At 36.6% G+C, this 21,959-nt stretch carries 25 protein-coding genes; 2 read left to right on the top strand and 23 right to left on the bottom strand.

The features are described from left to right. Positions 1–12 precede the first annotated feature (12 nt). Positions 13–861, bottom strand: coding sequence for a pantoate--beta-alanine ligase (gene panC / locus EKQ63_RS09375; protein ID WP_087994415.1), 849 nt, complete (start codon positions 859–861; stop codon positions 13–15). After that, the gene (panB, locus tag EKQ63_RS09370; RefSeq protein ID WP_087994416.1) at positions 861–1,697 is read right to left on the bottom strand and encodes a 3-methyl-2-oxobutanoate hydroxymethyltransferase; all 837 of its coding nucleotides are present in this window, start codon (positions 1,695–1,697) and stop codon (positions 861–863) included. The genes panC and panB overlap by 1 nt, the downstream gene beginning before the upstream one ends. Before the next feature lie 407 nt (positions 1,698–2,104). Here panB and EKQ63_RS09365 point away from each other — a divergent pair, with 407 nt between their 5' ends. Then, the gene (locus EKQ63_RS09365) at positions 2,105–2,494 is read left to right on the top strand and encodes a cupredoxin domain-containing protein (protein ID WP_143880978.1); all 390 of its coding nucleotides are present in this window, start codon (positions 2,105–2,107) and stop codon (positions 2,492–2,494) included. Between the two features lie 89 nt (positions 2,495–2,583). Here the strand turns inward: EKQ63_RS09365 and EKQ63_RS09360 are convergent, their stop codons facing one another. The 7 genes from EKQ63_RS09360 to EKQ63_RS09330 are packed head-to-tail and all read right to left on the bottom strand — an operon-like array spanning position 2,584 to position 8,138. Continuing rightward, positions 2,584–3,564, bottom strand: a complete 981-nt coding sequence (locus tag EKQ63_RS09360) for a biotin--[acetyl-CoA-carboxylase] ligase (RefSeq protein WP_016717023.1) — start codon at positions 3,562–3,564, stop codon at positions 2,584–2,586. Then, complete coding sequence (locus EKQ63_RS09355) at positions 3,549–4,742, bottom strand: CCA tRNA nucleotidyltransferase (RefSeq protein WP_087994418.1); 1,194 nt, start codon at positions 4,740–4,742, stop codon at positions 3,549–3,551. The genes EKQ63_RS09360 and EKQ63_RS09355 overlap by 16 nt, the downstream gene beginning before the upstream one ends. Then, positions 4,729–5,874 (bottom strand): N-acetyl-alpha-D-glucosaminyl L-malate synthase BshA, encoded by a 1,146-nt coding sequence (bshA, locus tag EKQ63_RS09350; protein ID WP_087951864.1) that lies wholly within the window; start codon positions 5,872–5,874, stop codon positions 4,729–4,731. The genes EKQ63_RS09355 and bshA overlap by 14 nt, the downstream gene beginning before the upstream one ends. After that, the gene (gene bshB1 / locus EKQ63_RS09345; protein WP_087951863.1) at positions 5,871–6,575 is read right to left on the bottom strand and encodes a bacillithiol biosynthesis deacetylase BshB1; all 705 of its coding nucleotides are present in this window, start codon (positions 6,573–6,575) and stop codon (positions 5,871–5,873) included. The genes bshA and bshB1 overlap by 4 nt, the downstream gene beginning before the upstream one ends. Positions 6,576–6,586: 11 nt before the next feature. Beyond that, positions 6,587–6,982, bottom strand: a complete 396-nt coding sequence (mgsA, locus tag EKQ63_RS09340) for a methylglyoxal synthase (RefSeq protein ID WP_000684765.1) — start codon at positions 6,980–6,982, stop codon at positions 6,587–6,589. A gap of 14 nt (positions 6,983–6,996) precedes the next feature. Further along, positions 6,997–7,797, bottom strand: coding sequence for a dihydrodipicolinate reductase (gene dapB, locus EKQ63_RS09335; RefSeq protein ID WP_000658804.1), 801 nt, complete (start codon positions 7,795–7,797; stop codon positions 6,997–6,999). Continuing rightward, positions 7,797–8,138 carry a nucleotide pyrophosphohydrolase gene (locus EKQ63_RS09330; RefSeq protein ID WP_001992677.1) on the bottom strand — a complete coding sequence of 114 codons (342 nt, stop codon included), beginning with the start codon at positions 8,136–8,138 and terminating at the stop codon, positions 7,797–7,799. The genes dapB and EKQ63_RS09330 overlap by 1 nt, the downstream gene beginning before the upstream one ends. 269 nt (positions 8,139–8,407) lie before the next feature. On the opposite strand from EKQ63_RS09330, the gene EKQ63_RS09325 reads away from it, so the two are divergent. Next, positions 8,408–9,289 carry a YitT family protein gene (locus tag EKQ63_RS09325; RefSeq protein ID WP_087951861.1) on the top strand — a complete coding sequence of 294 codons (882 nt, stop codon included), beginning with the start codon at positions 8,408–8,410 and terminating at the stop codon, positions 9,287–9,289. A gap of 28 nt (positions 9,290–9,317) precedes the next feature. On the opposite strand, the gene EKQ63_RS09320 is transcribed toward EKQ63_RS09325, so the two are convergent. The 14 genes from EKQ63_RS09320 to aroC all read right to left on the bottom strand — a co-directional run bounded on the left by EKQ63_RS09320 (position 9,318) and on the right by aroC (position 21,711). Beyond that, positions 9,318–9,959, bottom strand: coding sequence for a uracil-DNA glycosylase (locus tag EKQ63_RS09320; RefSeq protein WP_087951860.1), 642 nt, complete (start codon positions 9,957–9,959; stop codon positions 9,318–9,320). A 100-nt stretch (positions 9,960–10,059) separates the two neighbouring features. Continuing rightward, positions 10,060–10,740, bottom strand: a complete 681-nt coding sequence (locus EKQ63_RS09315) for a zinc metallopeptidase (RefSeq protein ID WP_000499536.1) — start codon at positions 10,738–10,740, stop codon at positions 10,060–10,062. Positions 10,741–10,844: 104 nt separating this feature from the next. Then, a complete protein-coding gene (ypjB, locus tag EKQ63_RS09310) occupies positions 10,845–11,633 on the bottom strand; it encodes a sporulation protein YpjB (RefSeq protein ID WP_087994419.1) in 789 nt (262 codons plus the stop codon). Positions 11,634–11,740: 107 nt separating this feature from the next. Continuing rightward, positions 11,741–12,427, bottom strand: a complete 687-nt coding sequence (locus EKQ63_RS09305) for a lipoprotein intramolecular transacylase Lit (RefSeq protein WP_087951858.1) — start codon at positions 12,425–12,427, stop codon at positions 11,741–11,743. 24 nt (positions 12,428–12,451) lie between these two features. After that, positions 12,452–13,042, bottom strand: a complete 591-nt coding sequence (locus tag EKQ63_RS09300; protein WP_140168447.1) for a lipoprotein heptaprenylglyceryl N-acetyltransferase LhaT — start codon at positions 13,040–13,042, stop codon at positions 12,452–12,454. Between the two features lie 112 nt (positions 13,043–13,154). Next, the gene (gene qcrC, locus EKQ63_RS09295; protein WP_000554603.1) at positions 13,155–13,922 is read right to left on the bottom strand and encodes a menaquinol-cytochrome c reductase cytochrome b/c subunit; all 768 of its coding nucleotides are present in this window, start codon (positions 13,920–13,922) and stop codon (positions 13,155–13,157) included. Between the two features lie 43 nt (positions 13,923–13,965). Next, a complete protein-coding gene (qcrB, locus tag EKQ63_RS09290; RefSeq protein ID WP_000932700.1) occupies positions 13,966–14,640 on the bottom strand; it encodes a menaquinol-cytochrome c reductase cytochrome b subunit in 675 nt (224 codons plus the stop codon). Further along, positions 14,641–15,153: a menaquinol-cytochrome c reductase iron-sulfur subunit gene (qcrA, locus tag EKQ63_RS09285; protein WP_001290418.1), complete on the bottom strand. Its 513-nt coding sequence runs from the start codon at positions 15,151–15,153 to the stop codon at positions 14,641–14,643. Positions 15,154–15,296: 143 nt separating this feature from the next. Beyond that, entirely contained in the window at positions 15,297–15,770 is a 474-nt protein-coding gene (locus EKQ63_RS09280) for a YpiF family protein (RefSeq protein ID WP_140168448.1), read from the bottom strand. A 135-nt stretch (positions 15,771–15,905) separates the two neighbouring features. After that, on the bottom strand, positions 15,906–16,442 hold the full coding sequence (locus EKQ63_RS09275) for a ReoY family proteolytic degradation factor (RefSeq protein WP_001095923.1): 537 nt from the start codon (positions 16,440–16,442) through the stop codon (positions 15,906–15,908). A 73-nt stretch (positions 16,443–16,515) separates the two neighbouring features. Then, positions 16,516–17,778: a tetratricopeptide repeat protein gene (locus EKQ63_RS09270; RefSeq protein WP_001168676.1), complete on the bottom strand. Its 1,263-nt coding sequence runs from the start codon at positions 17,776–17,778 to the stop codon at positions 16,516–16,518. Positions 17,779–18,210: 432 nt separating this feature from the next. Next, positions 18,211–19,323, bottom strand: coding sequence for a histidinol-phosphate transaminase (hisC, locus tag EKQ63_RS09260; RefSeq protein WP_087951854.1), 1,113 nt, complete (start codon positions 19,321–19,323; stop codon positions 18,211–18,213). A gap of 130 nt (positions 19,324–19,453) precedes the next feature. Continuing rightward, positions 19,454–20,539, bottom strand: a complete 1,086-nt coding sequence (gene aroB, locus EKQ63_RS09255; protein ID WP_087994421.1) for a 3-dehydroquinate synthase — start codon at positions 20,537–20,539, stop codon at positions 19,454–19,456. Beyond that, positions 20,539–21,711, bottom strand: a complete 1,173-nt coding sequence (gene aroC / locus EKQ63_RS09250) for a chorismate synthase (RefSeq protein WP_087994422.1) — start codon at positions 21,709–21,711, stop codon at positions 20,539–20,541. The genes aroB and aroC overlap by 1 nt, the downstream gene beginning before the upstream one ends. Positions 21,712–21,959: the final 248 nt, after the last annotated feature.

Below are 21,959 nucleotides of genomic sequence, written 5' to 3'. Positions count from 1 at the left end.
AGATGCTCCCCCTTATTTAACCGTTACTGTTATATTGTCAATTAATCGTACATTCTCAAATTTAACTGCAATCGCTAAAATGATTCGTCCTTCAATTTTATCCATTACTTGTAGTGAAGGATAAGCATATAAATCAGCATAATCTACAGTACCTTTCGTATGCGCCTCAATATACTCTTTCACAAGAGTTGTAATGATTTCTGCATTCCGTTCGCCTGCCTCAATTCTTTCTTTCGCTACACATAGGCTACGGTATAAATGAGGAACTTCTTCACGCTCTTCTTGTGATAAATACACGTTACGAGAACTTTTCGCTAATCCATCTTCTTCCCTTACAATATCTACTGGTACGATTGTAACCGGAATATTAAAATCAGCAACAAACCCTTCAATGACAGCAACTTGCTGAGCGTCTTTCATACCGAAATAAGCACGCGTTGGTAATGTAATATTAAATAGTTTCATTAGTACAGTCGCGACACCAGCAAAATGACCCGGTCTTTGTTTGCCACATAATACATCGGTACGCTTTACAACTTCAACTGTTGTCGTTTGTTCTGCTGGATACATTTCTTCCACGCTCGGATAAAATAAATAATCTACACCGTTTTCTTTTGCTACATTTTCATCCCTATCAATATCACGAGGGTATCGATCTAAATCTTCATTCGGTCCAAACTGTAGCGGATTAACAAACACGCTTAACACTACAATTTCATTTTCTTCTCTTGCCTGACGTAATAAAGTCGCATGGCCTTCATGCAAATACCCCATCGTTGGGACAAAACCAATACTTTTTCCACTTGCACGCAGTTCGTTTGTAATTTGCTGCATCTCTTGCACTGTAGTTACGATTTTCATTATTGGTTTCCTCCGTATAACGCTAAGCATTCTTCCTCTTTCATTGTGAATGAATGTTTTTCTTCTGGAAATTGTCCTGTCTTTACTTCAGTAACATATTGTGAAATTCCTCTCACAATCTCCTCTTGAACAGACGTATATTGCTTCACAAATTTCGGAACACGATTTACGCCGTATGAAATAAGATCATGATAAACGAGTACTTGCCCATCTACTTTTTGTCCTGCTCCAATTCCAATCGTTGGAATTGTTAGTTGCTTCGAAATGAATTCTGCTAGCTGCATTGGCACACATTCTAATACAAGTGCTATCGCACCAGCTTCCTCACATCTCTTCGCATCTTCTATTAATTTTTTTGCACTTTCAGCATCTTTTCCTTGCACTTTATACCCACCTAATACTCCTACAGATTGAGGAGTTAAGCCTAAGTGCGCTACAACAGGAATCCCCGCATTTGTCAAGTAATGAATCGTTGATATCACTTCTCCTGCACCTTCTACCTTCAGTGCATGAGCACCACTCTCTTGAACGATGCGGCGTGCATTCACCATCGTATCTTGAGGCGACACATGATACGACATAAATGGCATATCAGTTACAATAAACGTCTCTTTCGCTCCTCGGCGTACAGCTTTCGTATGATGAATCATATCCTCTACTGTTACAGGTACTGTTGAATCGTATCCAAGCACAACCATCCCAAGGGAATCTCCAACTAGAATCATATCAACTTCCGCCTCTTCTGCTAACTTAGCAGATGGATAATCATACGCCGTTAGCATTGTAATCGGCTCACCTTGCTCTTTCATTTTTAAAAAATCTGTTTTTGTTTTCAAAAACTACTCCTCCTTTATACAGGAGAGAGGAGATGGCCGAAATCATATAAAAAACCCCTCTGGCCATAAAAGGGCAGAAGGGTTGTGTGTTAGTCGGCATTATTCATCCCTCTGTCCCAGTCCGTTATTGGATCAAGGCAGAATCCAAGTTATTATTTTTCGTATTGCTTCGAATTATGGTGCAGTTCGCTCTGATACTGCCCACATTCGAACTAATTATAGCAAACTCTAAAAAGGAATTACTACATTTTTTTGAAAAAATAATTTTTATCCTTATTACGGTATGTGAAATTTTTAAATAACGCATGCATAGAAAGATAAACAGATTTGTTTACATGCATAGTATAACTCTTAAAATAATGATGCAGGTTAATTGAGGAAACATACTTACAAAAGGAGAATTGCTAATGTCTATACGTACATGGTTATTTCGATTCATCGGTTTTCTTGTGATGCTTGTGGGAGTAACAACTTTAAATTCCCTCAATGTATTTGCCTCAATTAACGTCGTAACACAACCTGTTGAGTCTGCCAAAGTGATTGAAGTCGAGCTAAACGATGATTACTTTAAACCGAACGTCATCACGATTCCAATTGAAGAATCAACAACATTGCTATTGAAAAATAAAGGCAAGAGGGAGCACACCTTTACAGTAAAAAAACTCGGCATTGACGTCGTAGTCGAGTCAGGAAAAGAAAAAAATATTACCATGAAACCTAAAAATACTGGTACATATGAATTAATATGCCGGTATCACCTTCTTAAAGGAATGGAGGGAAAAGTAATCGTCAAATGACAAGTAAATACTAAAAAATTCATTATCGCACCGCAAACTCATTTCAAAAATATTGAAATAAAAAAGAAGTTCCAAAAGAGGAACTTCTTTTACTTAATTTCGATATCCGCAGAATGAATGTGATGTACTTTTCCTTCATGATCTTCTAGAAGCAATACACCATCCTCTGTAATTCCTTTTGCTATCCCTGTAATTGTCTCTCTCATCGTTCGAGCGTTAATTTCTTTCCCGATGCTCACAGCGTAACTTTCCCAAAGAATTTTAATGACAGAGAAACCATTTTGTAAATACTCTTCATATAATTTTTCTAGTTGTAAAAAGATTTGTTGCATAAGCTCCGCACGAACAATTGGCTTACCAGATTCAATCGCTAAAGAAGTAGCAATATGCTGAATTTCCTCATCAAAATGTTCTTGCTTTTGATTCGCATTAATACCAATACCCATAATGACAGCATTAATTTTATCAGGATCAGCTTGCATTTCTGTTAATATACCTACAGCTTTTTTCCCCTGAATTAAAATATCATTCGGCCATTTTATTCCTACGTTTACACCTGTGCACTTTTCAATTGCTTGCGCAACGCTAACAGCGGCTAACAAAGTAAGTTGTGGTGCATGATGAACCGGGATTGATGGACGTAAAATAATACTCATCCAAATTCCTGTTCCTTTTGGTGAATGCCATTTTCTACTTAAACGACCTCTACCGGCTGTTTGTTCTTCTGCCACAACAATCGTTCCTTCTTCTGCACCTTCATAAGCAAGTTTTGCTGCAATATACTGCGTCGATTCAACAGACTCTTCAAAATACACTGTTCTACCAATATGTTTCGTTTGTAACCCTAACTGAATTTCATTCGCAGTCACTTTGTCTGGCTTACTTGCAATTCGATATCCTAATCGGCGTACAGCTTCAAGTTCATACCCCTCATTCCGAAGGTCCTCCATATGTTTCCACACAGCAGTTCTTGAGCAACCAAGTTTATCACTAATCGTTTGACCAGATACAAACTCGCCATCTGCTTCCGAAAAAACTTGCAATAACTGCTTTCTTATAGTAGATTGCATTCTTGCAGCCACTCCCTTATACACTCTTTCTCATTACCTACGTTTCCTTGTACGATTGCTTCTTCAATTTTTTGAATCATTTCAGCAACCCACGGACCTGGCTTTTTGCTTGCCCAGTTTAACAAATCATTCCCAGTCACATTCATCTCTTGTCGACTCTTGATTGGCAATGCTTGAAACAACGTTTGTACCCGGTTAACAGCTGTATGATCATAGCTTTCAATCATCGCTTCATATACTCTTTCTGCCATTTCAGCGATATGAATTCCCGTTTTATAAAGAAGAACTGTATCCCAATCCTTCTCCTTTCTCTTACGGATTGTTAATAAAACTGCGACGATATCTTTTATTTTTTTATTCGAAAACTTCCATTGACGTAAAAAGACAGCTGGATGTTCTTCCCCGATACAATATAAGAAAAACGCCCATGCCTCAATGTCTGTTTCAAAAGAATCCCATTTATACTGCGTAGCTTTTAACAATCTCTCTTCTGACATCTGTAAATATGGTAGATGAGAAAATAGTTTTGTTTCTACTAATTCTTTGAGAGCCTTCACACAATATGTGCCAGTTAACAGTTTTTCAAACTCCACTGTAATTCTCTCAATTGCTATATGTTCCAGCAAATGTCCATATGTTTCAATTGCTTGTTTCGTTTTCATTTCTAAAGAAAAACCTAACGTACTTACGAACCGAATACCACGCATCATTCGCAGGGCATCTTCTTGAAAACGATCCGCAGCATTTCCCACTGTCACAATTTCTCTCTTTTGAATCGCTTCCTGTCCAGCAAATAAATCAACCATTTCGCCTTCTTCTGTCATGGCAATTGCATTCATTGTGAAATCACGACGTTTTAAATCCTCTTCTAATGAACGAACAAATTGAACACTACTTGGTCTTCGAAAGTCTTCATATTCACTCTCTGTTCGAAAAGTAGTTACCTCATAAGGCTCACCATTTTCTACAACAATTACAGTTCCATGCTCAAGACCAACAGGAACATGTCTTGGAAATATCCCCATCACTTCTTCTGGTAAAGCAGATGTCGCAATATCAATATCTCCAACCGGCCTATCGATAATAAGATCGCGTACGCTTCCGCCGACAAAGTAGGCCTCATGTCCTTGTTGCTTTAAAGTCTCAATAATAGAACTAGCTTTTTTAAATCTTTTCATTTTTGTCATCCCTTAGTACATCATAGTAAATCGTTTCATATTGTGAGACGATTTTTTCAGAGCGGAACTGCTCGTAAACACTTGCTCTTGCTCGCTCTCCCATATTACGGTGAAGTTCTTCATCCTTTAATAACTGAATGGCTTGATTTGCCACTCCCGTCGTATCGCCAACTTCACATAAATATCCTGTTTCACCATGTTGAATGACTTCTGGAATACCTCCAACCCTTGTTCCGATACAAGGTACACCACACGCCATCGCTTCTAATAAAACAAGACCAAAACTCTCTTTCTCTGATAGAAGTAACATTAAATCACTCATCGCAAGTAGCTCTGCAACATTATCTTGCTTCCCTAAGAATAAGACGCGATCTTCAATATGTAAATTTTTCACCAACTGTAAAATCGTGCAAAATTCTGGTCCATCTCCAACAAGAAGCAACTTCGCATCTACTTCTGTAACAATTTTAGCAAATGCCTGAACAACATCTTGCACACGTTTCACTTTACGGAAATTTGAAATATGAATGAGTATCTTTTCACTTTCACTTATACCGTATTCTTTCTTTAATTGAGTCATATCACGCTTGAAATATACACGTTCGTCTATAAAGTTATATACCGTTTGAATGTCTTTATTTGGTTTTACAAGCTCATGCGTTTCGTTAATTAATGAGTGCGAGACAGCCGTCACAACATCGGATTGCTCAATACCAAAACGAATTAAATTATTTAACGAAGGGTCGGAACCTAACACAGTAATATCTGTTCCATGCAAGGTTGTAACAATTTTAATACGCTCTCCAATCATTTGTTTTGCTAAATAAGCACAAATGGCATGTGGTATTGCGTAATGCACATGTAAAATGTCTAGGTTTTCTCTTTGTGCAACCTCTGCCATTTTACTCGCTAATGCTAAATCGTACGGTGGATATTGAAATACAGAGTATTGATTTACCGTTACTTCATGAAAGTAAATGTTTGGATACACTTTATTTAACCGGAATGGTAAACCCGATGTAATAAAATGAATTTCATGCCCTCGTTCCGCTAATTGCTTTCCTAATTCTGTTCCAACAACACCAGAACCACCTACTGAAGGATAACATGTAATACCTATTTTTAATTTCATTTACATCCCCCTATTAAATCAGCATGTAATAAAACCGGTTTCTTACTCATAAATCCTTCGGCATATAAGACTCCAACTTCTTTTCCAAACATTTTCTCACGAGCGACTACAGTTTCAACGTAACCTTCTGTTAACGGCGTTTTCACACCATCACTCCCTGTTGAAAACTGACTTTCATACGCTTCTAATGCTTCCACCTTTATAGAGAGGTACTCACTTATATCTATACAAAAATTCGGTTTATGAAAACCATTAATCATATAATGATAAAAAGACTCCACACGATGTGGTGAAAGTTCCGGCATATATTTACGGATTCCTGCTGAAAAAATAGCTTCTTCCACAAGTTTTGCACAATTTGCATGATCTGGGTGACGATCTTCATAATACGGCGCAAAAACTAGTTTTGGTTTATATGTACGAATCACCTTTACAATTTCACGTATATACTCTTCTTTTATATACAAACCACGGTCTGGCATCGCTAAATTTAATCTCGTTTTTACTCCCATTATACGAGCTGCCGCCTTTGCTTCTTCTTTTCTTAACTCTATCGTTCCATTAGAAGAAAGATCAGCTTCTGTTAAATCACAAATACCTACTTCATACCCTTGCTTCGTATATTTAGCAATGGTACCAGCCATGCCAATTTCAACATCATCGGCATGAGCACCAAACGCTAATATATGTAATCCACTCATAATTGTTCCCCTCATTTTCTTAACTTGCGGTAATCTAAATCTCCTCGCTCTAATGCGTGCATTAACATTTCAGCACTCGCCATATTCGTTGCAAGTGGAATCGCATATACATCACATAAACGAAGCAATGCATTCACATCCGGTTCATGCGGCTGTGCTGTTAATGGATCGCGGAAGAAAATTACCATGTCTAAATCATTTTTTGCAATCATTGCACCAATTTCTTGATCGCCGCCAAGAGGACCAGATTGATATCTCGTTACAACTAAACCGGTCGCTTCCATGATACGAAGCCCTGTCGTTCCTGTTGCAAATAATTCATGTTGTTCAAAAATTGGTTTATATGCGTATGCAAACGAAACCATGTCATTTTTCTTTTTGTCATGTGCGATTAAGGCAATTTTCATCCGTTGTCTCCCCTTTAGTCGATAATATTTTCTAAACCGTACACAAGATGATCTAGATTCATTACTGTCTCAATTGATAGTTTTACACCAGACATAAATGATGCACGATTGAATGAATCATGACGAACTGTTAACATTTGTCCGTCTCCACCAAACATTACTTCTTGGTGTGCAATAAGTCCTGGTAAACGTACACTATGAATGTGAATACCGTCTACGTTTGCACCACGAGCTCCTTTTAGTTGCTCTACTTCATTTGGATGACCTTGCTGCTTTGATTCACGATTTTGACGAATCAATTCTACTGTTTTTACTGCAGTACCAGATGGTGCATCTAACTTTTGATCATGATGCAATTCAATTACTTCAACATCTTGGAAGTACTTCGCTGCCATTTGTGAGAATTTCATCATAAGAACTGCACCAATTGCAAAGTTTGGAGCGATAATTGTTCCTACTGCTTTTTCTTTTGCAGTCTCGGTTAATTGTTTTAGCTCTTCTTCTGTAAATCCAGTTGTACCAATAACAGAACGAAGTCCACGCTCAACTGCTAGTGTAACGTGTTGTTTTCCAACTTCTGGCGTTGTTAAATCTAACAACACATCTGCTTCTACTTCCTCTAAACAAGTATGTAAATCCGCGTAAATAGGTGTATCTAACGCTGGCATTCCAGGTAAATCAGAGATTTTCTCTCCACCATGCTTATAATCCACTGCTGCTACTAAATTAAAATGTTCCGTTCTTTCCATAAGAAGAACTGCTTCATGTCCCATACGTCCTCTTGGTCCAGCGATAATTACTTTAATTTCTTTCATTATTCTTTCTCTCCCTCATCAATACGTGTCCAGCGATCTTTATCGCGCGTATTAAATTTATTCATTACAATGTTATGTGCTGTTTCTAAATCAATATTTAAACTATTTGCCATACAAATCATAACAAATAATACATCTCCAAGCTCTTCTTCAATACTACGTTCTGTTTCAGTTGTTTTCTTCGGTTTCTCACCATAATAATGATTAACCTCTCTTGCAAGCTCCCCCATTTCTTCCGTTAAACGAGCCATCATTGCAAGTGGACTGAAATAACCTTCTTTAAACTGACCAATATATGCATCTACTTCTTTCTGCATATCCTTCATCGTTTTCGCTTCCATACAATTCACCTCTAATCCTTCCTCTTTCATGTTAGCCAATTCATCGCGATTTGACAAATATTATTCCCCGCCAAACACCTATTTGCGACCCTTTTTGGGAAAGATTATAATAAAGTGAAACTTTCTTTTGCGATTTTTGCAAAAGATCAGCCTAAGCCAATCATTTTTTTATAGCCTTCACTATTTTCACTAGCAACGAGAATTACTTATCATTATGTTTTACCGTTTCAGCGGAGCAATGCCATTTACATAATTAGGGGGATTTCTATATGACATCAAATTTGAAGATTCGAAATATCATTTTCATTTTAATCGGTTCCGCTATTTTTTCTTTCGGTATTGTGAATATCAATATTGAAAATCACCTTGCAGAAGGTGGATTTACCGGTATTACACTATTATTGTATTTTCTATTTAAGTTTGACCCTTCTTATTCAAACTTAATTTTAAATATCCCTATATTTTTTATTGGTTGGAAGTTACTTGGAAGAACGACATTTATATATACACTAATCGGCACCTTTAGCGTATCTTTATTTCTATGGATTTTTCAGCGTTACGAAGTTCTCAACTTACATGTAAACTTACAAAACGATATGACACTCGCTGCTTTATTCGCCGGAGCATTTATTGGTATCGGTCTTGGGATCATATTTAAATACGGCGGAACTACTGGCGGTGTAGATATTATCGCGAGACTCGCTCATAAATATGTTGGCTGGAGTATGGGGAAAACGATGTTTATGTTTGATGCTATCGTCATTATCGTCTCTATCCTTACCTATTTATCATATCGCGAGGGTATGTATACGTTAGTTGCTGTTTTTATCGGAGCGAAAGTGATTGATTTTATGCAAGAAGGAGCCTATGCAGCAAAAGGAGCAACGATTATCTCAGATAAAAACGATGAAATTGCTGCCAAAATTTTATGTGAGATGGAGCGCGGAGCAACCTTTTTAAAAGCTGTTGGGTCGTATACAAAAGTGGAACGGAACGTATTGTATTGCGTTGTTGCTAAAAATGAAATTGTGAAATTAAAAAACATTATTACTTCTGTAGATCCTCACGCCTTTGTTGCTGTAAGTGACGTACATGATGTAGTTGGTGAAGGTTTTACATTGGATGAAAATAAAAATCCATTACATACATAAACACAACTAGAAAAGCTTTTTAGCTTTTCTAGTTTTTTATTACATATCGCTTAAGTTTCTCTAAATCCTCATAAATAAGCTCCAATAAGCTCCGATTATAAAAAATGGAAGCAGGGTGGAATGTCGGAAAAATATGATATTCTTTCTCTGACCATGTAAACTCTGCACTTTGCATATCCTTTAATTTTTGAATGGGCTGTTTTAATAATTGTCCGTGTACATCTGTGATTTTTTTATCTTTTCCTGTTAAACGTTGAAGACCGATATTGCCAAGCGTGACGATAAGCTTCGGATTTATTTTCTCTAATTCATAATCTAACAAAGGCGCATGGGCAACTATTTCTCCTTGATTTGGCGTTCTATTATACTTTCTTTGTATGATTTCACCATTTCGTTCTTTTTTCTCTCGCCATTTATAAGGTCTACTCCGAACAGCGCTCGTAATATATACTTCATCCCTTGTAACGTGAATACGTTCTAAAAAACCCATTAATTGTTTTCCTGCCCTCCCGCTAAACGGAATCCCATTATGAATTTCCGTTTCACCAGGCGCTTCTCCTAACAACATAAATTTAGGATTTTCAGGACCTTGTCCACTTAAAAAACCTTCTAATTGATAAGGAGCACTACGCTCTTTCACTTGTTTTACTAAATGGTCTGGATATTTCATTTCCCCCACCGCCTTTCCGCATTACTTCTATTATTTCTATTTGCAATAATTATATAATTCAATCCATACAACAAAAAAAGACTATCAAAATTGATAGTCTTTAGTCGTCGCTACGCTGCATACCAGTATAAATCAATACGAGACGTAATAATTCAAATACCGCTACAGCTGCAGCTGCTACATATGTTAATGCTGCCGCATTTAATACTTTACGAGCTTGCCCATATTCATCAGTTGATACGATACCTAACGCTTCAATTTGTTGCATTGCACGCTTGGATGCATCAAACTCAACTGGTAATGTAACAAGTTGGAACACAACACCTGCTGCCATTAAAATGATACCTAAAAATATCATGTTAGCCATCGATGCAAAAATACCAATCATAATAAATATCCAGGAAATATTCGATCCAAAGTTTGCAACTGGCACTAACGAATGACGAATACGCATAAAGTTATAATCTTTTGCATCTTGAATTGCGTGTCCTACTTCGTGTGCTGCAACTGCTGTACCAGCAACTGAATGACCGTAATAGTTATCTGTTGATAATCGAACTGTTTTTGCAGTTGGATCATAATGGTCTGATAAATGACCTGGTGTTTCTTCAACAGCTACGTTGTATAATCCATTCTCATCTAAGATTTTCCGAGCCACTTCTGCTCCTGTCATACCTGATGTTGAGTAAACTTGTGAATACTTGCTATAGGCACTACGTACTTTTGACTGTGCATACAACGGTATGATCAAAATGATCGCGAAGTAAATTAAATAAAACATCATGAACCTCCATTGAAGTTTTAATTATAGTACTTCTCATTCTATTTTCTTCTGCCACCATTGTCAATGAATAAACCTTACAATCCGTATCTTTATTTATTACATTATCTATTCTTAGAATGGACATTACTTTTTCTTTTTTCTCTCTCCCCTTTATACTTTCTCCATCCAACATAAGTTAATGTGAATAAAATAAGACCTCCAGTAATTGTCATAAACCAAATGAGAGAGGGTGCAATTTCGTCTTTTTTTACTGTATGAAATATCTTTTGTAAATCCCCTTTTATGATTCCTACTTGCATTTGCCCACCTTTCGTTTTTAACATAACGTTACGAAATTCATCCAAATAAGATAAATGTGCATTTACACGCTGCACTTCGTTTTCTGGCAAGGCTATCATTAAGCTTGGATAAATAATATTAAATTCATGTAAAAATGTGTTTAACGTTTGTTGAAACTGTCCCGTATCTTCTTTTGTTATCGCTTTTTCCATTTGAGAAAAGGCACCCATTACTTTCCCTTCTCTTTCCATCCAAAGTGGTTGATACTTCGATACTTGTGCATCAACAGCGAGCTGCAGTGCTAGCACATTATCAATTTTAACTTGTTTACTTACATCTTCTTCCACGAGAGATTGTTTCGCGTTGTCGTAAGCTAAAGAAATAACTCTAACTTGATTTGGCGTTACTTCTTGCTTCTTTTCATTCCCCTTTATGACAAACTGCTCCGAGAAATGTTGTAATACTTGTACTGCTTTTTCATCTTCATTACGCTTCACTAATTGTAATGAGTCATCCAACAACCCTGTTAGTTCACTCCACTCTTCAGCATATATACGTAACGGAAACATTATAATTAGAAATGCTATCAATCCAACTAATGTTCTCTTCATCACGGTCCCCCCTATAACTACTAGTACAAAATATGTTAATTTGGACAAGAATAGAACAGAACTGGACCGAAAAATATATTATCGTTTTACAAACAAAAAAATTCTCTTTAAACAGAGAATTTTTCTTTTGAAATCCTTTTCTTTTTTACGAAATATTTATATAAGCTATAACAAATTATGCTACCACATAAAATAAATAATAAAATAGCACACGCTGCATGCATAAAGAACTCTTCTGGTAACATTAATATAATCGGATCTGTTTCAATATCAAACATCCAATAATCATTACTGAATAAAAGCTTATGGAATAATACAAAACTCTTTTCAAAATTAATAGCGATCGGTAACATAAGCGCTATCGGAAAGATAATTGTTACAATTGATCCGTGCAGTAAAAACTTTTCATTTTTCTTTTTTAATAAATAAATCCCGCCTATTATTGCAATCATAATTGTCGCATACATCACATATTGAATTTTCACTAAAATATTTTTAACATCTACAAAATGAATACGGCCATTTGTGGACATATCTAATGTTGGAAACTGTAATGCCCCGTCATAAAACGGAGATAAATATGTGATAAGCACATCATAATTTCTTTTAATATCAGCCTTCGTCATATCCGCTAAGTCTGGAATGTTTAAAAAATCAATTTCAAAATAATATAACCATTTTCCGTACACCACCACTGTTGTTGCGAGTGCAAATATAGAAAATGCTATGCTATATGAAACAATTATCGTAATCAATCGATCCAATATTTTTGTACCACTCGTATTTTTCTTCATTTTCTCCCCCTAATGTTCTAACGATTATAAAGAAAACTGTTTTCGATTCTCACGTAAGCAATAATAATATGTCATACAAAGCACAACAATGCTTAGCCAGAACGTAAAATAACCAATTTCCCCTACAAACAAATGCATAATTCCATATCTCGGCATTTGCCAAAACAAATAATCAATTGCATCGTTATGTAATGTCCATATAGCTGCTACCGCAAAATGCCATTTTTTTATACGGTAAAACGGTGCATATAGCACTGCTTGTACTGCCATCGCAAAATGTGAAAGCATTAACATATACCCGATAAAGCCAATAGGACCTTTTACATAAATCATAACCGCATTTACAACAACAGCCCATATTCCATATTTTATTAAAGTAACAATCGCTAGCGCCTCTATTAATCCCCAATTTCTTTTTATTAAAAAAGCAATTAAAACAATGACAAAAAAGAGACTTGCCATAGGGCTATCGGGTACAAACGGCCAAAATATAGGTGAAGTTTCTTTTAATTGATTTCCATACCATATAAATCCGTATATCGTACCTAGTATGTTAACAACTAATAAAAATAATAATACGGAGCGTTGTCTTAACATTGCATACAAGTAAACCAAGTTGTATGTCCAACACCTTTCATTCTTTCATCAGACTCTACTCTATTATATAGTAAACTTTCTATCATCAAAATAAAAAGCTGACTACAAATTTTTTGTAGTCAGCTTTTTATTATTTTTTATTATACTTTGCAACGAATTCCGAAAGCTTCTTCAGCTCCTCATCTGTACCTTTAAATACACCTTTAGGCATGGAACCTTTTCCCTCTTTCGCAATTTTAGCAATTTCTTCTGGCTTTAAAGTTAAATTTTGCAGTGCCGGTGCTGCTGCCCCGCCCTGTAAATTGTCACCGTGACATGTTAAACAAGTATTTTTTTGCATTAATTTATAACCGTCATCATTTTTATCAACTGGTGCTGTTTTTACAATTGCTCCTTGTTTTTTTGCAGCTTCCCAGTCGTGGTGTGCTACAGATTCCCAAGTTAAAAAGATAATCGATGCAATTGCTAAAAGCATAAATCCCGTTGCTACAGGACGCTTCAATGGGCGTCTTTCTGGGCCTCGATCAAGAAATGGAGCTAACAGTAATGCGCCAAACGCAATCCCTGGCATAATGAACGCTCCAATTACAGTAAATGAGCCAGAAGCATAAGAATACTTTAATAACTGATACAAGAATAAGAAATACCAATCTGGAAGTGGTATATATCCAGCATCAGTTGGATCCGCCATTCTTTCAAGCGGTGACGGATGCGCCACTGTTAAACATAAATAACCGATTAAAAAAACTGCACCAACCATCCATTCTTTTAACAAGAAGTTCGGCCAAAATGCTTCTGTTTTCCCTGGGTATTCAGAATAGTCTTTTGGAATATTTGGTTTCCGAGCTACTGGTACCCGAGAATCTCCTACAAACTTCATCCCTTTGCCGCGATGCATAATCTCCCTCCTTTAGTTCTTTCCCCTTTAATTTAGCAATCTCTTATAGTGGACCGGAAATACCTTGTTTGCGAATCATGATGAAGTGGAAGGCCATTAAACCTAGAAGTGCTGCTGGTAAGAAGAAGACGTGAATAGCAAAGAAGCGAGTTAATGTTTGAGCGCCAACAATTTCGGAATGACCAGCGAGTAATGTTTTAATGTAAGGACCAATGAGCGGCGTTTGCTCTGCAATTTGAATCCCTACTTTCGTAGCAAATAACGCTTTCATATCCCACGGTAATAAATATCCGGTAAAACCAAGACCTAACATAACAAAGAAAATAAGAACACCAACAATCCAGTTTAGCTCACGAGGCTTTTTATACGCACCCTGGAAGAAAACTCTAAGTGTATGTAAAAACATCATTACAATTACGAGACTAGCACCCCAGTGGTGCATACCACGAACAATTTGCCCATATGCAACTTCATTTTGCAAATAATAAACCGATTCCCAAGCATTTTTAATATCAGGCACATAATACATCGTCAAAAACATTCCAGATAAAATTTGAATTACAGTAACGAAAAAGGTAAGTCCACCAAAGCAATAAACGAATGCAGAAAAGTGATGTGCCGGGTTTACATGTTCAGGTACTTCATGATCAGCGATATCACGCCATATTGGTGTAATATCTAACCTTTCATCTACCCAATCATAAATTTTATTTAGCATCTACTTTGCACCCCCTCTTGGCTTCGCTTTTCCTAGATACAACGTTCCATCTTTCACTTTAGATTCGTATACATCAAGTGGAGCAAGGGGCGGCGTGCCTTTAATGTTAATTCCGTCTTTTGTGTAACGACCCCCGTGACATGGACAAAAGAATTGATTCGGATGTGCTTTGTCCGAATTCCAGTTAACCGTACATCCTAAATGTTTACATACTGGAGAGAACGCAACAATGTCTCCGCTTTCATCTTTATGAACCCAAGCTGATTTTGGCTCTTCGGACTTGTACCAACCATCAACCTGCTTCACCTTAAAGTCGAAACGTTTCGGCTCTGTTGTAATATCCTTTACTTGTGCAACAGCAACCATATCCGTTCCCGCTTCTTTTCTTAACACCGGATCAAGCGCAAATCGCGTCATCGGCATTAAAATACCCGCTGCCATAAAGCCTCCTACCCCTGTAAGGGTGTAATTTAAAAACTGTCTTCTTGACACACGATGTTCTTTCTCGCTCACGAAAATTTCCCCCCTCTATCAGAAATTGTCCCCTCGTGATAAATTATATAAAAAATAAAAACTAGGACACTATCATGATATAATACGCTCATGCACAGGTCAATATCATACTACTCATAATAATAAGAACTTTCTGTTTATTATTATTTTCCCCATTTTTCTTCTAACATTACCATGATATTTTTTATATGTGCATGAATCACTTCTCTTTTCGCTTGATCACTAAATTGTTCTAACGCTAATGAAGGAAACCAAAATAAATCTCCCTGCAATTCTTGCATATCTTCTTTCCATGAAAAATCACTTGTAACATAAGCAATATGCTTAAAACCTTGCTTTCTCAAATGATTTGTCCATTCTTGCAAACGACCTTTTTCGTTTTTTTGACTTTCTACTAAATACGTAAATGCAGGTAGTAAAAGCACTCTTCCTTTATATTCTCTTTCTAGCTCCATACTCAACAATTCGATAAATTCCCCTTGTTCTACTACCGTTTTCATTTCTTTTGCTGCTGAAATTGATAAAAGTGGTATAACACCCGTATCTACATATTCTCTTGCTTGCTCAAACTGCTCCACATCTTTTACAATCCATTTCAAATTTCTTCCCTCCCTCACCTGAAAATGACAGAACTTTCACTTTATATATATTAAACCATACTAAAAGAGGTAAAAAAAGAAAAACTACCTATATTAAGGTAGTTTTTCTTAAAAAGTCTGAAATTTGTAAAATTTTATGAATCCAAATGAATTCTATAACATCTTTAACTCCGCTGTTAACCTGTGAAATGCTTCCTTATCTTGCTTATCCAGCGCTTCATCAATTTGCTTTAGAAGACGTTCTCTTCTAAAAGAAAATACACTTTCTTCTAAAAACCTTTCTGCAAGTAAACGATCTTTTTCATTTACTTCAATGTGCTTTGGTAAATACGGGTTTTCTTCTAATACAGCTACATAGTTGGCATTTTGAAACGATGATTTAAAATTGAGTTGAATATAAATATCCTCATCTCGATTTAAACGAATATCATGAAACGATTTTTCAGCATCTGTTGTCATAACATTTTGTTTAAAAAAGTGAAACGGTGTATCTTTTACACAATTCGCGGACATTACTAAGCCACGCGGACAATATTTTGCATGCTCTACGAAGTGGACTTTATGCATCAATTGGTCGTGACTCATTAAATAATTCAAAATCCATACACATTCACGCTGTTTCAGTTGGTAATTATTCAAAAACCATTTTACAAAATCCTTCTTCTCGTTTACAGAAACAGGGGTATTCATAGCAATTAAGTCCCTCCTCTGTCTTTCTCTTTTCTTTTTAGATTCAAGAAGCGGCATTCAGTTTCCTTCCAACTTATGAAAAATCCTCTAAATTATATAACAATTCTTCAATATGAATTTGTGTCGGGTCTAGTTGTATTAACTGAGTAAATACTTCTTTCGCCTCTTTTCGCATACCTTCTTCCAATAAGAAATAACCGTACTCTTCCAAGAAGTCTGGATGATTCTTAAAAGAAGTATATGCACTTTCATAGTGTTTTAATGCATCCGAATACATTTCTAATTGTTTTTTTGCAAATGCAAGATCCCAAAGTAGTTGTGTATCTGGTTCTCCGCTATCAATTGCACGCTCTACAACAGCGATTAACTCTTCATATTTTTCTTGTTCCTTTAAGATGTACGCATATTTTAATGTTGCACCTAAATGTCCTGGATCTAACTCAAGCGCTTTTTGAAGTACTTCCTCTGCTTCCGCAATTTTCCCTAATTTCGCCGCAATGTTTGCTAATTCTACATAAAATGGTACAGAAAGCTCATCTACTTTAATTCCTTCATGAAGTGTTTCATAGCTTTCTTGAAGCATCCCTTCTTTTTCATAGCTTTTCGCTAAATACATGTAAAGCGATGCATACTCAGGATCTAATTCTTTCAGTTCTTGCCAAGCACCAATTGCTCGTTGGTATTCTTCACCTTGGTATAACGTGAAGGCATATCCAAATAATGAGTGAATATCTTTTTGTTCCTCTAAACCTGCTTCGTAGTAAGAAATCGCCTCTTCCCAATTTCCAATCGCACTTAACGTTTCTCCAAGGCGTAGCGCAATGACAACACCACCCATTACTTTATGTTCCGCTAATAGCGACTCATAATAAGTGATTGCCTTTTGTTCTTCACCTTTACTACTATATAACTCTGCTAATCCAAACGTAATGACAGGCTCGTCAGGCATCATTTCTTTCGCCTTTAATAGTTTTTGTTCTGCTACATCATCGAAACCTTGCATTTGGAATAAATCCGCAACAAGTAATAACGATTGAACATATAAATCATCATTTTCTGGAATATCATGAAGCACCTCAATCGCTTCATCTTCTTTGTCAAGATCAATATATAATTCTGCTAAAAATACAGTGAATTCACTTTCCTCTGGATACAATAAACGTAAGTCTTCTGTAATAGCTAACGCTTCATCCGTAAATCCCAGTGTATGATAATAGCGAGCGATATCATACTTCTCTTCATCATTCGCAATTTTTAATTGTTCTTTTAATAATTGTAACCCTTTTTCCGCTTCACCATTTTCAATATATGAAACAGCTTGTTCAAACTTTTGCATAAACGTCTCCTTTAATTCTAAAAAATATTCTTTTCTGTTCATTTACCCCGCTATTAACGGGCAGTAAGACCCCACCTCAAAATTCAGCTACGGCAAAGAAGTTAGTTTTGGGGTCAACTGCCCGTAAAAGCCCGATTGGTTCAACTAATAATCAGCGGGGGATAAACATCCCCCCACTGATTAAAGTTTCACTTTATCATAAGCAACTAAGTGTAAGAACGCAACCTTTAGAATGAGCATACTTCTTCTTGTACTTTCACTGATAACGATTCAAATATGACACCGATACCGCATTACTACTTTCTATTGTACCGTTTTCTTTTATGACCGTGCAAATAACTCCCCTTATTAATTATTAGCCCGCACGAACTCTTTACAGTTCTTCTTTATTTAAATAAAAAAGACTCCTATATTAGGAGCCTTTACAAACTCTTAAGAGTATGTTTCTTCTTTCTTTACTTGCTCGTTTACAAGCTCTTTCAACAGTTCTATAATTTCATCATTTTCTTCTTTCAAACCGACAGTAATACGAATGCCATCATGTATACCAAATGCAGCACCAGAACGAACGATATAGCCTTTCTTCATTAATCGTTCGAAAGCCTCATTACCAGGAATACCGAGCTTTAAGAAAATGAAATTTGTTTGAGATGGATAATAGAATACGTTATATTCCTTACAAAATGCATAATACTGATTTAAACCTTCTTCATTCTTTTTCACGCATTCTTGTAAAAATGCTTGATCTTCTAATGCAGCGAGTGCTACAGATTGCGCTACAGTCGATGTATTAAATGGTAACCTTGCTACTTCTAGTTGCCCAATTAACCGCTCATTACCAACCGCATATCCGATACGGAAAGCTGCTAAACCATATGCTTTTGAAAACGTGCGTAAAATCATAAGATTTTCATACTTGTCAAGAAGTGGCAACGTTTGCGGATAGTCTTCTGCCCCCGCATATTCATAGTATGCTTCGTCCATAATAACGAGCGCTGACTTAGGAACTGATTCTAAAAATGAAAGTAATTTTTGTTTCTCTACATATGTACCTGTCGGATTATTCGGATTACAAATCCATACGACCTTCGTTTTATCATCTACTTGCTCTAGCATCGCATCTAAATCATGAATGCCATCTTTAAGTGGTACTTCACGAACTTCTGCTCCTTCAATAACAGCATGGTGATGGTATTGCGAGAATGTTGGATTCGCCATTACAACATTTGTTCCTTCGTGTAGTAATGCACGGCTAATCATTTGAATGACTTCATCTAATCCACTACCAAATAGTAGTTGTTCTGCTTTTACACCTAAATGTTCCGCTACTTTTGTCCGCAGTTCAAAGGCATATCCATCTGGATAAAGGGCATATTGGCTCGCTAAAGAAGTTAATGCTTCTGTCACACGCGCTGAGCAACCGAATGGATTTTCGTTCGATGCTAATTTCACAATTTTTGATAACCCATATTCCCTTTTTACTTCTTCAATATTTTTCCCAGGTACATATGCTCTCAAAGTTAACAATTGCTCTTTTACTCTCATTTTTCTTCCCCCAGTCGTTTTATTCAATACGATTACAATATGGTTATACTCCCTTACTATAATCGTTTATCATAACCGTCACTATTACGAAAACACTTCTAAATAGGCTCTTCACAGTTGTTACCTATCTTTATACCATATTCTTTTGAAATGCCTCTAACGCAATATGAACAGTCTCATCTGGAATAGATACGACATTTACTACCCCATATTCCTGCATAAGCACCATATGAATTGTTCCTGCATTCGCTTTCTTATCTTGTTTCATCAACCCGACGAGGCGTTCTACATTCAAATCACGTGGCATTTTTGGATAACCGTACTTTAAAAACCACTGCTTCATCTCTTCATAAGCAAGATTAACCTTATACACTTGCTCACTTAAGAATATAGCAAATAACATTCCAACTGCTACTCCGTCACCGTGAGTAATATTTCCGTATCCTAGTTCTTTTTCAAGAGCATGACCTAACGTATGCCCAAAGTTCAAATGAGCACGTACACCTTTTTCTGTTTCATCTTGTGCTACAATGTTTGCCTTTACAGGAATCGCCTTCGTTAATATGTGGATTAATTTCTCATCACGAAGATCTGCTAATGTTTGCACTTCTTCTTTTAGCCAATGATATAGTTTTACATCACCAATTAGAGCATGTTTTATCACTTCTGCATAACCTGAGCGCCACTCTTTTTCAGGAAGAGACTGTAAAAACGGCGTATGATATACGACTGCTTCTGGTTGATGGAATGCACCTATCATATTTTTACCTAACGGATGATTGATTGCTACTTTCCCGCCTACTGCGCTATCGTGAGCTAATAAAGTCGTCGGAACTTGAACAAAGCGAATTCCACGCATAAATGACGCAGCAACAAAACCAGCTAAATCTCCAATCATCCCACCTCCAAGTGCAACAATTAAAGAATTTCTATCTAATTTATTTTCAAGAGCTGACGTATGAGCCGCATAGAAATTTTCAAAGGACTTCTCTTTTTCACCACTCGGTACAACGAATGAAAATACTTTTTGCTCTATTTGCAACGCATCTACAACTGTCTGTAAATATAAAGATGCAACAGCTTCATCTGAAATGATCATTACATTAGACACAGCTGGCTGCATATTTTGAACAATTGTTATCAAATGTGACAACGCTTCTTTTCCAACGTGTACATCATATTCTTTTGACTTCGTTTGAATATGTATGTTTCCCATTAAAATCCCCTCGCATATTCATTATGTTTCTCAATATTTTCACGAATAAGGTCCATACGATCTAATCCGAATTGTTCTATTAAAGCTGTAGCTAATTCCCAAGCTACAACCGCTTCTGCAACGACACTAGCTGCTGGAACAGCACAACTATCTGAACGTTCAATACTTGCTGTAAAAGGCTCTTTCGTATCAATATCGACACTTTGAAGCGGTTTATATAGTGTAGGTATCGGTTTCATCACTCCGCGCACAACAATTGGCATTCCAGTCGTCATACCGCCTTCTAAACCACCCGCGTTATTTGTTCTTCGTGTATATCCATGCTCTTTATTCCACAAAATTTCATCATGAACTTCGCTACCCGGTCTATGTGCTACTTCAAAACCAATTCCAATCTCGACACCTTTAAAAGCATTAATGCTCATCATTGCGGCTGCTAATTTTGCATCTAGTTTTCGATCATAATGCACATAGCTTCCTACTCCAATCGGCATCCCTTCCACAATTACTTCAACGATGCCACCGATTGAATCACCATTCGCTTTCGCATCATCAATTGCTTTTATCATTTGATTACCAGCTTCTTCATCTAAACAACGGACAGGTGATGCTTCTGTAATACTTTTTAATTCTTCAATTGAACGATACGTAGTCTCCTTAGCCTTAACACCGCCAATTTCAATTACATGGCCTGCTACTGCAACACCAAGTTCCGCTAACAATTTTTTAGCAATCGCACCAGCAGCAACACGTACTGTCGTTTCGCGAGCCGAAGAACGTTCCAGTACATTTCTCATATCTCTATGACCATATTTAATCGCACCATTTAAATCAGCATGTCCAGGTCTTGGTTTTGTTACTTTCCTTTTCATTTCTTTTTCTTCTTGTTCCGTTAACGGCTCTGCACCCATAATTTTTGTCCAATGTGCAAAATCACGGTTTTCGACAACAAGTGCAATTGGAGAACCTAATGTCTCTCCATGTCTAACACCACTTACAATCTGCACTTGATCTGTTTCAATTTGCATGCGTCTACCGCGCCCATATCCCTTTTGCCTTCTAGCTAACTCTTCATTTATATCATCCGCTACTAATGGTAGTCCGGCTGGAACACCTTCTATAATCGTTGTAAGTTGTGGACCATGAGATTCACCAGCTGTAATATATCGCATACGTTATTCCTCTTTTCGTATATGTATTTATCTCGCTATATTAAGCAATAATATTATCTTTCATTACTCTAAAAATATGAAAGAGTTATGAATACATCAGCCATTCGCTTATTCTCCGATAGGCCTTTACTTTACATATCAATATATCATAACAGCTCTAACTTCGTAACTAATAGAAATAAAAAAAGTGCAAGAAGAATACCCCTATTCTCCTTGCACTTTCTACTATTATCACAGTGATTAAAGCG

The sequence above is a fragment of the Bacillus sp. BD59S genome (assembly GCF_007363175.1).
Lineage (GTDB): Bacteria > Bacillota > Bacilli > Bacillales > Bacillaceae_G > Bacillus_A > Bacillus_A pacificus.
This window is presented reverse-complemented; position numbering and strand designations above follow the sequence as displayed.